At 31.2% G+C, this 12,176-nt stretch carries 8 protein-coding genes and 1 riboswitch; of the genes, 7 read left to right on the top strand and 1 reads right to left on the bottom strand.

Features of this window, described 5'->3' with window-relative positions:
• The first annotated feature begins 249 nt into the window (after window positions 1-249).
• A riboswitch (SAM riboswitch) is annotated at window positions 250-352 on the top strand.
• Window positions 353-449: 97 nt separating this feature from the next.
• From metK to prfB, 7 genes are all read left to right on the top strand, one after another.
• Window positions 450-1,625, top strand: a complete 1,176-nt coding sequence (gene metK, locus B3J31_RS13425; RefSeq protein WP_346874114.1) for a methionine adenosyltransferase — start codon at window positions 450-452, stop codon at window positions 1,623-1,625.
• 310 nt (window positions 1,626-1,935) lie between these two features.
• A complete protein-coding gene (locus B3J31_RS13420) occupies window positions 1,936-4,143 on the top strand; it encodes an ATP-dependent RecD-like DNA helicase (RefSeq protein ID WP_150844071.1) in 2,208 nt (735 codons plus the stop codon).
• Between the two features lie 14 nt (window positions 4,144-4,157).
• Complete coding sequence (locus B3J31_RS13415) at window positions 4,158-5,180, top strand: hypothetical protein (protein ID WP_346874113.1); 1,023 nt, start codon at window positions 4,158-4,160, stop codon at window positions 5,178-5,180.
• Entirely contained in the window at window positions 5,153-5,833 is a 681-nt protein-coding gene (locus B3J31_RS13410; protein WP_346874112.1) for a ComF family protein, read from the top strand. The genes B3J31_RS13415 and B3J31_RS13410 overlap by 28 nt, the downstream gene beginning before the upstream one ends.
• A 598-nt stretch (window positions 5,834-6,431) precedes the next feature.
• Window positions 6,432-6,962, top strand: a complete 531-nt coding sequence (hpf, locus tag B3J31_RS13405) for a ribosome hibernation-promoting factor, HPF/YfiA family (protein WP_150844074.1) — start codon at window positions 6,432-6,434, stop codon at window positions 6,960-6,962.
• Window positions 6,963-7,215: 253 nt separating this feature from the next.
• Window positions 7,216-9,717: a preprotein translocase subunit SecA gene (gene secA / locus B3J31_RS13400; RefSeq protein WP_346874111.1), complete on the top strand. Its 2,502-nt coding sequence runs from the start codon at window positions 7,216-7,218 to the stop codon at window positions 9,715-9,717.
• Between the two features lie 2 nt (window positions 9,718-9,719).
• Window positions 9,720-10,827, top strand: a protein-coding gene (gene prfB, locus B3J31_RS13395) for a peptide chain release factor 2 (protein WP_156964270.1) whose coding sequence is annotated in 2 segments (ribosomal slippage) — window positions 9,720-9,797 and window positions 9,799-10,827 — 1,107 coding nt in all. Because the reading frame shifts where the segments join, the coding sequence is not laid out codon by codon here.
• Between the two features lie 6 nt (window positions 10,828-10,833).
• Here the strand turns inward: prfB and B3J31_RS13390 are convergent.
• Window positions 10,834-12,174: a M28 family metallopeptidase gene (locus tag B3J31_RS13390; RefSeq protein WP_346874110.1), complete on the bottom strand. Its 1,341-nt coding sequence runs from the start codon at window positions 12,172-12,174 to the stop codon at window positions 10,834-10,836.
• Window positions 12,175-12,176 lie beyond the last annotated feature (2 nt).

Genomic DNA, 12,176 nt, shown 5'->3' with positions numbered 1-12,176 from the left:
CCGTCCTCCTCCACCATATAAGACACTAAGTTTACTTAGTGTCTTATTTTATTTTTAATAATAGATAAAATAATAATTGAATAAGTATTTTATAATAATTGAATAAATCTGTTTATTAAGTTTAAAATATATTTAATGGCATATAGAAAGTTATTATAATGGTAAATATTAATTATTTATATTAATAGATAAGTGTGTTGACAGTTAAATTTCCCTATGCTATTATCTATGTATAAATTAATAATATAACTCTTATCAAGAGTGGTGGAGGGACAAAGGCCCAATGAAACCCAGCAACCGGCTATTAAAAGCAATGGTGCCAATTCCTGCAGAATTTTCTGCAAGATAAGAAAGCTTAGTTTGAAATATACTAACCTCTTCTTGTCTGATAAGAAGAGGTTTTAATTTTAAGTGTCGGTAATATTTAAATACTTAAGGAGGAAAATTCAATGAGAAGATTATTTACGTCAGAATCAGTAACTGAAGGACATCCAGATAAAATGTGTGATCAGATATCTGATGCAATACTAGATGCCATATTAGAAAAAGATCCAAATGCTAGGGTAGCTTGTGAAACTGCAACTACTACAGGAATGGTTCTTGTAATGGGAGAAATAAGTACAAACTGCTATGTAGACTTCCAAAAGGTTGTTAGAAATGCAGTTGAAGAGATTGGATACAATAGAGCAAAATATGGATTTGATTGCAATACATGTTCAGTATTAACATCTATAGATGAACAATCAAGAGATATTGCTATGGGAGTTGATGAAGCTTTAGAAAGTAAAGCAGGTCAAATGAACAATGATGAGGCTACGGGTGCTGGAGACCAAGGTATGATGTTCGGATTTGCTACAAATGAAACAGAAGAATATATGCCTCTTCCAATTTCTATGGCTCATAAATTATCAAGAAGACTAGCAGAAGTAAGAAAGAATGGAACTTTATCTTACTTAAGACCAGATGGAAAAACTCAAGTAACTGTAGAGTATGAAGACAATAAGCCAGTTAGAATAGATACTATAGTAATTTCAACTCAGCATTGTCCAGATGTTACAAGAGAACAAATCGAGAAGGATTTAAAAGAGCATGTTATAGCTCCGATAGTACCTGCTGATTTATTAGATGCAAGCACAAAATACTATATAAATCCTACAGGTAGATTTGTTATTGGAGGACCTCAAGGAGACTCAGGTCTTACAGGTAGAAAAATAATAGTAGATACCTATGGTGGATCTGGTAGACATGGTGGTGGAGCTTTCTCAGGAAAAGACCCAACAAAGGTAGATAGATCTGCTGCTTATGCATCAAGATGGGTAGCTAAAAACCTAGTAGCTGCTGGTGTTGCTGATAAGCTAGAAATACAACTTGCATATGCTATTGGTGTTGCTAGACCAGTATCTATACAAATTGATACTTTTGGAACTGGAAAACTTTCAGAAGATAAGATAGTAGATATAGTTAATAAAGTTTTTGACTTAAGACCATCATCTATTATAAAAGAATTAGATTTAAGAAGACCTATATATAAACAAACTGCTGCTTATGGTCACTTTGGAAGAAATGACTTAAACCTACCATGGGAGCAATTAAATAAGGTTGAAGAAATAAAGAAATATATATAAGTAATTAAAGATATATATTTACCAATAAGAATCCACACTAATAATATGATTTGTTAGTGTGGATTTTTTAAGTAGATAACCCAAATCTACGATTTGGTGTGAATCACTTACTCAGCGAAGGTACTGAGTGGAGTTTGGTTTAAAAGGTTATAATTAAGTGTATATAGTGTATGAGGTTTAACAAGGATAATTATTTTTACTTTAAACTGAGTCATATTACTAAATCTTATTATATTGTTAATATATATGAGATATAATTTGGTATAATAATAGTTATAGATAGATAATAATAGGTATTAGGAGAGATTTTATGATAACCATTGAAGGGATAGTTGAAACAGTTGTATTTAGAAATGATGATAATGGGTATACAATATGTAAACTAAGGTGTGATAAGGAAGTTGTCACCATTGTTGGAACAATACCATTTATAAATGAATCTCAAGAATATAGTGTTCAAGGGGAGTGGACTGTTCATCCTAAGTTTGGTAAGCAGTTTAAAATAGAAAGCATACATGAAATAATACCTACAACTACTAGTGGCATCGAAAAATATTTAGCTAGTGGAGTCATTGAAGGTATAGGAAAGGTTACAGCAAAAAAAATAGTAGAATTTTTTGGAGAAGATACAATAAAAATATTAGATAGTAATATAGAAAAGCTTGAAGAGATTCCTGGCATAGGTAAAAAGAGAATAAATACCATTATGAAATCTTATTTAGAGCAGAGGGTTACTAAGGATATTATTATTTTCTTTCAAAGTTACGGCATAACTGTTAATATGGCCATGAAGATTTACAAGAAGTTTGGAGTTAACTGTATAAATATAGTTAAGGATAATCCATATATATTAACAGAATACATAAGTGGAATTGGGTTTAGAACAGCGGATTCCATAGCTAAGAGCTTGGGCATAGAGAAGGACTCTCTATTTAGAATAAAAAGTGGAGTTATATATATAATTAATGAATTTTGTGCTATAGGAAATACATTTATACCTATGGATAGATTAAGGGATAAGGGAATGAAACTTCTGGAGATAAACAGTGAGAAATTTGATGAAGGAGTTTATGAACTGATAATTGATGGAAAGATTAAGGTAGAGGTAGTAGATAATATAGATGCGGTATATAATATGTCCTATCTTTATCTAGAGATGTCTGTAACACGTAAAATAGTAGAACTAGCCACTACTAATTATGATAAATTAAGTTTAAATGTAAATGAGAAAATTAATGACTTTGAAAGTAAAGCAAATATTAAATTAGCCAATTCTCAAAAAGAAGCTATAGAGGGTGCTTTTTTTAATGGGATAGAGGTTATAACAGGGGGACCCGGAACAGGAAAGACAACAATTATAAATTGCATTGTAAGTATTTTTGAGAGCTTAGGACTTAAGGTATTTATGGCTGCACCTACAGGAAGGGCAGCAAAAAGGATGGCTGAAGCTACAGGTAGAGAAGCAAAAACTATCCATAGACTTTTGGAAATAGGAAGCTATAGTGAAGAAGAGGTAGACGAAATAGAAAATGAAACATCTGCCATAGAATGTGATGTTTTAATAGTGGATGAAGCCTCTATGGTAGATATAAGTCTTATGAATGCTCTTTTAAAAGCAATGCAAGTGGGAACTAGGCTAATAATAGTAGGAGATGTGGATCAGCTACCATCAGTGGGACCAGGAAATGTTCTTAGGGATATCATAGAAAGCGATGCAGTAAAAGTAGTAAGACTTAATGAGATATTTAGACAAGGGCAAGAAAGTATGATAGTACAAAATGCCCACTTAATAAATGAAGGAAAGATGCCTATTTTAAACACCAAAAATAGTGATTTCTATCTTGAAAGAGCTGCAGATAGTGAAGTGATGTTAGAAAAAATCATTGGATTAGTGAAAATAAGACTTCCTAAGTTTAATGTGGAATGGGATAGTGTTAGAGATATACAGGTATTATCACCTATGCGTAAGGGAATTATGGGAATAGATAATTTAAATATACAACTTCAGCAAGTGTTAAATCCTAAAAGTAAAGATAAGGATGAAGTTGAGATTAAAGATATGATTTTTAGAGTAGGAGATAAGGTTATGCAAATTAAAAATAACTATACTCTAAAGTGGAGCAAAAATAATTCCGGTGAAGAAGGTAAGGGTGTATTTAATGGAGATGTGGGTTATATAACAGAAGTTAATGAGGATGAGGATAAGATTACTGTATGCTTTGAAGATGATAAAATCGTAGAATATGAGGAAAGTGACTTAGATGAAATAACTTTAGCGTATGCAGTTACTATCCATAAGAGCCAAGGAAGTGAATTCCCTGTAGTTATTATGCCTATGTTTATGGGACCACCACTACTGATGAATAGAAATTTACTTTACACTGGAATAACCAGGGCTAAGAAGTTAGTTGTATTGGTAGGTAATTCTAAAGTGGTTGAATTTATGAAAGATAACAATAGAAGTTTTGAGAGATATTCAGGACTTAAATGGAGAATAAGAGAGATAATTCATATGTAGGTAGGAGCGATTTTATGTCATTTATAAAAACCAATAGAGAGATAGTGGAGGCATCAAAGAAATCTATCGAAGATACCATATTAGATGGCGCTAAAAAGAAGATGCATAAAATAAATATAATTTCTGCATTAAATAATAAAAAGCAAATCTTTAATAAGGTATTTAACTGGTGTTTTAAAGAAAGTAAAAAGATATTATATATAATAAATACAGATATAGAAGAGGTAAAGATATTAGGATTCATTAATAAAATTTTTATAAATTCTATTGAAGGTGAGAATGATATAGCATATACAGGTAAGGTTAATATATGTACTCACAGTAGAGCCTTATACTTAAAGGAGAAATTTGACTTTATTATATATGATGAAATAAATTCTAGGCCTATATATAGCAATGAGTCTATAAATAAGCTAATGGAGTATCTATGTAATAACTATGGAACTATGATTAGTTATTCCATGGAACCAATTTTTCATAATGAGTTAATATTATATAATTTAAGAAAAGATAAACAAGTTCCTATTGCTGAACCTAGGGTTATGATAACTAGAGTAAATATAGAAGAAGAAATACCTATGAGTGTATATGAATACCTAGAGTGGTCAATAAATACTAATAAGAAGGTTTTAATATATACTCCAGGTGATGAGAAAGCTCATAAAGTTTATAATTATCTTTCTAATATAGACCATAAGCTTACAAAAAATATATTTAAAGATATAACAGGAGATAGTGACAAGAAGGAACTGTCTAAATTTTTACTAGCAGAGTATGGTATATTGGTTACTAATAATTATAGTGAGAACTATTATGGAGTGCATCCTTTGAATATTATGATTTTTTTTGCAGATAATGATAACTTTAATTATAAGGATTTGGTTTATATAGCTAGTAAGATAAATAGAAGATCTATGGCAGAGCGAGAAGAGGTTATTTTTCTTTGCAATAGTGAAACTGAGGATATGGATAGATGTAAAAATATTTTAAGGGAGTTAAATAAAAGAGCTTGGGAAGAGGGAGTTTTGAAATTATAAAACAGATAGTGGATAATATATTGTCCACTATATATGGAATAGATGATAAATGCATAATATGTGATGAATATGAAGATAAGGATTATATTTGTGAAAAATGTAAAAAGAGCATTAATATAATTAATCTAGAGTCCTCAATAACTCACCAAGATGAGGAATTTATAAGCTATTCCTTAGGATTCTACGGCTATGAATTAAAGAAATTGATTTTAAAACTTAAATACAATAAGAGTTTTTTAGCAGGAAAAATATTAGCAGGTTATATGAGTGATTTTATATTAGAAAATTTGAAGGATGAGGTAGATATATTAACCTTTATTCCAAGTAGTAAATCTGCTTTAAAAAGTAGAGGGTTTAATCAATGTGAAGTGCTTTGTAAATATATAAGTAAAAATTGTAAAATTCCCTACAAGGAATTGCTTTATAAAGCAAGTGATAGTGCAGATCAAATTGGATTAGACAATATAAAAAGATGGGAAAATATAAAGGATTCTTTTATAGTTAAAAATAAAAAAGAAATAGAAGGAAAGAGAGTACTCATTATCGATGATGTAATTACATCTGGAGCTACAGCTTTTTATGCGGCAAAAGCTATTAAGGAAATAAAGGCCAATGAAGTTTTTATATTGACAGTGGCGAAAAGTAGAGTATAATATAAGAGTCGGGTTTGTGGTTGAAAGTCGATGCCAGTCGCAGGCGAAACGATCCACGTAAGTTAAATAAAATGTTTAATGAGCATGGTGCGGCTTAGAGGTAAGTCCTACCGTATTATAATGCGAGAGGGTTAGTAGTGAGAGGGTAATTCTGGGTAGCAAAAGCTCCAGTAGGCGAGTGTGGGGTCAAAGACCAGGTCAAACGACATAAGTACCTTAATGGTGCTAATTAGCAGTCTTTTATGGACTGCTATTTTTATTACATTATATATTGAAGCTGCATTTTTAACTTTAGTTATGAAATGATGTTTAAATTTTTAAATATGTATAAACAAATTTTATATTTTTATTATATGATATCCAGCACATGTAATTTTATTATAACATATAATATGAAAAAATTCATATACTATGTAAAGACGATATAAGTCGTAGAGTGAAGGAAAAGAAAGCTAGAAAAGGCTAAAAGGGAAACTTTTCAGAATATTAAGTAAAGTCTTCTTGCAAGTATTTATAGTAAAGCTTAAAATATAATTACAAAATAGAAATATTAAAAGGAACCACAATAATCCTTTTTAATATGAGGGGAGCTGGAATTATGAAAGTTAGAGTTATAGGAAGAAATATCGAGGTTACTGAAGGGCTTAGAGCTGCAGTGGAAAAGAAATTATCAAAATTAGATAAATTCTTTGTAAATAATGAGAATGCTACAGCTACACTAAGTGTGGAGAAGAATATACACAAAATTGAAGTAATAATTCCGTTTAACAGTGCATTATTAAGAGCAGAAGTAAGAAATGGAGATATGTATAATGCAATAGATACTGTAATTGACAAACTTGAAGGTCAAATAAGAAAACAAAAAACTAAGCTTGAAAGAAGAAATTATGACAATTCTTTAAGATTTAATAATATAGAACGCTATGCTGACTATGATGAAGAAAAAGAGCCAAGGATAGTAAAGACTAAAAGATTTGCTATAAAACCTATGAGCCAAGAAGAAGCAGTGTTACAAATGGAACTTTTAGGACATGATTTCTACGTATTTATGAATGGCGATACAGAGGAAGTAAATGTTGTTTATAAAAGAAAAGATGGAAATTATGGTTTAATTGAACAAGATTTCTAAATTTAATTTTAAAGAAAAGTTAAAAATATACTTATTATATTAATAAAAACTCTATGGCATTAGCTATAGAGTTTTTTATAGTAATAGAAATTATTAATTCTATGTTAAAATAGAGCATTAATTTACTTATTTTGGATGAAAATTATAGGTATAAAGTTGAAGTGAGAAAGAATAACTGATATAATCTTAATTAGTATTTATGTGATGATTATAGCTAACAAACCTTAGATAGAAAGAGTGAGGATGATTTTAGATGAAAATATTTAACAAGATATTTGGTACCTACAGTGAAAGAGAAATTAAAAGAATTATGCCAATAGTTAAAAAAGTTAATTCTCTTGAAGAGACTATAGAAAAATTAAGTGATGAAGAATTAAGACAAAAGACAGAAGAATTCAAAGGCAGATTAAAAAAGGGTGAGACTTTAGATGATATTCTTCCAGAAGCTTTTGCAGTAGTTAGAGAAGCATCTAAAAGAGTTCTTGGTCTTAGACATTATGATGTTCAAATTATAGGTGGAGTTGTATTACACCAAGGCAGAATTTCAGAGATGAGAACAGGGGAAGGTAAAACTTTAGTTGCCACTCTTCCTTCTTATTTAAATGCCTTAGCTGGTAAAGGTGTGCACATAATCACAGTTAACGACTATCTTGCTAAGAGAGATAGAGATGAAATGGGAAGAGTTCATGAATTTTTAGGTCTTACAGTAGGAGTTATAGTTCATGGTCAAACTCAGATAGAAAAACAGCAAATGTATAATTGTGATATTACTTATGGTACTAATAATGAATTTGGGTTCGACTACCTAAGGGATAACATGGTAGTTTATAAAGAAGAAAAAGTTCAAAGAGAATTAAACTATGTTATTGTGGATGAGGTTGACTCAATACTTATAGATGAGGCTAGAACTCCACTTATAATATCAGGTCAAGGAGATAAGTCTACTGATTTTTATAGAATTGCGGACTTTTTCGTTAAAGGATTATCAGAAGAAGATTATTTAATAGATGAAAAGAGAAATTCTGTTATACTTACTGATGAAGGTATAGCAAAGGCAGAAAAATACTTCCATCTAGAAAATTATGCAGATCCTGAAAATATGGATATTCAACACCATTTAGTTCAAGCGTTAAAGGCAAACCACATAATGAAGAATGAAAAGGACTATATAGTAAAAGATGGAGAAGTAGTTATTGTTGATGACTTTACGGGAAGACTTATGGAAGGTAGAAGATATAGTGATGGATTACATCAAGCTATAGAAGCAAAAGAGGGAGTTAAGGTTGAAAAAGAATCTAAAACCCTTGCAACTATTACATTCCAAAACTACTTTAGAATGTATACTAAGCTTGCAGGTATGACTGGTACTGCTGAAACTGAAGAAGCTGAATTTAGAGAGATTTATGGTCTTGATGTAATAGTAATACCAACCCATATGCCAATAGCAAGAGTAGACAATCCAGATGTTGTTTATAAGACTATTAAAGGAAAATATAAGTGTTTAGTAGATGAGATAGCAGAAACTCATAAAAAAGGTCAGCCAGTTTTAGTTGGTACAGTAAGTATAGATAAGTCTGAAGTAATTTCTGCTATGCTTAAGAAAAAAGGAATACCACACCAAGTATTAAATGCTAAGTACCATGAAAGAGAAGCAGAAATTGTAGCATTAGCTGGACAAAAGGGTGCTGTAACTATTGCTACTAACATGGCTGGTAGAGGTACTGATATTAAGCTTGGAGAAGGAGTAGTAGAACTTGGAGGCTTAAAGATATTAGGTACAGAAAGACATGAATCAAGACGTATAGACAACCAATTAAGAGGGCGTTCTGGTCGTCAAGGTGACCCAGGTGAATCTAGATTCTATATTTGTCTTGAAGATGATTTAATGAGAATATTTGGTTCTGAGAGACTTGGAGGTATGATTGATAAATTAGGGCTTCAAGAAGAAGATGCCATTGAGAGTAAAATGGTTAGTGGTGCTATAGAAAGTGCACAAAGAAAAGTTGAAGGAAATAACTTTGATGTTAGAAAGAATGTTGTTAAATATGACGACGTAATGAATAAGCAAAGAGAAATTATTTACAAACAAAGACAAGAAGTTCTTATGGGAGCTAATATAAAAGATCAAATACAAACAATGATACAGGATGTTATAGAAAGTTCAGTTAATACTCATATTAGTGGTGTAGATGATACTTTTGAAGATGAATTAAATAAATTAGTAAAATACATGGAAGATATATATCTACCTAAAGATACTGTTACAGTAGATGAAATTGCTAAGTTATCTAATAATGAGATTGTAGAATTATTACTGGATAAAGCAATAGAATTATATGCTGAAAAAGAGGTTGAATTTGGCGAAGAGCAAATGAGAGAAATTGAAAGAGTTATCCTACTTAAGATAGTTGATTCTAAGTGGATGGATCATATTGATAGTATGGATCACTTAAAACAAGGTATAGGACTTAGAGCATATAAGCAACAAGATCCAGCTCAAGCGTATCAAATGGAAGGTAGCGAAATGTTTGCGGAAATGATAGAAAATATTAAGCATGAAACAGTTAAGTACCTATTCCATGTTAAAGTTGAGAAGGCTCCAGAAAGAGAAAGGGTAGCTGAAATAACTTCAACTAATGAGGATAATTCTTTAAAGAAAGAGCCAGTAAAAAAACAAGCTAAACCAAATAGGAATGACCCATGTCCATGTGGATCAGGATATAAATATAAGAACTGTTGTGGAAGAGGAGAATAAAAGTGATATTACAATTAGAAGAATGCTTAAACGAAGTAAATGTCATCAGTGGGAAATTACAAGAATTGAAGGTGTCTCTTTGACATAGCAGCAGAAGAAAAGAAATTATCTGAACTTGAGTTTAAAATGCAAGAAGTGGATTTTTGGAGTGATATAAATAAGGCACAAGAAATTACTCAGAATGCTAAATCGATAAAGGATAAGTTAGATAATTTTAATAATTTGGAGATTAGAACAGAGGATGTTCAAATTTTGATAGAGATGAGTTTGGAGGAGGAGGATTCCTCCTCTTACAAGGATATAAAAAGTGAATTAAAGTCCATAGGAGAAGAGATAGAAAATCTTAATATAGAAACTCTTTTAAGTGGCGAATATGATAGAAACAATGCTATACTGGAGCTTCATACAGGTGCTGGAGGTAACGATGCTCAGGACTGGACTAATATGTTATACAGGATGTATACCAGATGGTGCGAAGCCCATGGTTTTAAGGTTACAGTTTTAAACTATGTGGCAGATGATGAGGCTGGAATTAAAGCAGTTACTATTAAGGTTACTGGGGATTTTGCCTATGGATATTTAAAGTCAGAAAAGGGTGTTCATAGATTAGTTAGGATATCACCATATAACTCTAGTGGAAAAAGGCAAACATCCTTTGCGGGATGTGAAGTTTTACCAGAGCTAACTGAAAATCAAGATATAGAAATTAGGTCAGAGGATTTAAAAATAGATACCTATAGATCTAGTGGGTCAGGTGGACAGCATGTAAATACTACAGATTCTGCAGTAAGAATAACCCATATACCTACTAATATCATAGTGCAATGTCAAAATGAAAGAAGTCAGCACACTAATAAGGAGTATGCTTTAAAGATGCTGAAAGCTAAGCTTATAGACATTAAAATTCGTGAGCATAAGGATAAAATTGAGGATATAACAGGGGAAATAAAAGATAATGCATGGGGAAGTCAGATAAGATCCTATGTATTCCACCCTTATAATTTAGTTAAGGATCATAGAACTGGAGCTGAAACTTCTAATGTAGGTTCAGTAATGGATGGGAATATAGATATGTTTATAAATGAATATCTAAAACAAATAAAAGAGTAGTTTCAACTACTCTTTTTTTGTGTTGTAATAGATAGCACTTAGAATTAGAGAAGCACCTAAGGATAGAAATAGAATTAATTCTAAATGATTATATAGTATATTACTAGAATAACTATCTTTAAATATTTGAGTTTTCATAACACCAAAGCATCTATTAATTGCTTCTTCGCTAATATATTCTATTTTATCATTTGGGGTATGAATTCTAGATAAATCATAGTCACAAAGGGTTACAGCCTCAATTCCTGCATCAACAAAGGAACCATGGTCACTAGAATTCTCGAAGATGTAATTAAAATATATTTTTTTATCTTGGAATGCCTTAGTTAATTCTTCTACTATAGGGGTTTTGGCCGTATTAGTTTTACCAGCCATAATACAAAGAGGGGTACCGTCATAGCTTCCAATCATATCAAAGTTATAAACTCTACTTCCAGATATTAAGTCTTTATATTCTTCTACAAAGGCTTTAGAGCCTTTAAGGCCAAATTCTTCAGCATTAAAGGAAACAAAGATTATATCTCTATCAGGAATTCCTAAGGTTTTAATGTACTTAGCAAGCTCTAGGAGGAATGATACTCCAGAAGCATTATCTAAAGCTCCGTTATAAATAGTTCCACCTAGATCAGTACCAATATGATCGAAGTGGGCACCTAGGATTAAAGGTGGGAGAGATGAGTCTTTACCTTTAATTACACCTACTATATTATTGATACTTGCTTCTTCTATAGAATAAGGTATATAGGTGTAGATTGAAAAACCTTCATTTAAATAACTTTCTATTTCGGCAAGAGTTTCCTTTGTAACTGTAATAAACAGTCCCTTGTTACTTTCTTCGTAAAAAGAACTTCTAAACCCAAGAGTATTATTGGAAGAAGTATAAAATATTGCAGTCCCCATGTCATTAGAAACTGCTATTGCATCATTGTTTCTAGAAGAGACATCTAAGTTATCAAACTCTATCTCTGTATTCCTAAAGTTAAGCAAATCTTCTTTGTAATTAACACCGTATTCTAAAATCTTATGTATTTTCTTATCTTTATCAATAACTGCAATCATAGGTTCATCTGACAAACTCTTAGGGTAATTTACTTGAAAGCTTTGGTAATAGCCATTACTTAGGGGTTCTAATCCTATGTGTTCAAACTCATCCTTTATATAGGCGCCAACTAAAGCATTTTCTAAGGTTCCACTTAATCGACCTTTAAACTCATCAGAAGATAGATAATGGATAGTTTCTTTTACTTCCTTAGCATGGAAGTTTTTAGTTAGCATAAAGCTATTATAACTGATGGAAGAAAGGATTAGGGAAAAGGTTAAAAGAGAAGAAACTATAAATTTTTTCATGG

It is taken from the genome of Clostridium sp. UBA5988 (assembly GCF_002435615.1).
GTDB lineage: Bacteria > Bacillota > Clostridia > Clostridiales > Clostridiaceae > Clostridium_J > Clostridium_J sulfidigenes.
Note: the sequence above shows the minus strand (reverse complement) of the source record. Positions and strands in the feature narration are given on the sequence as shown.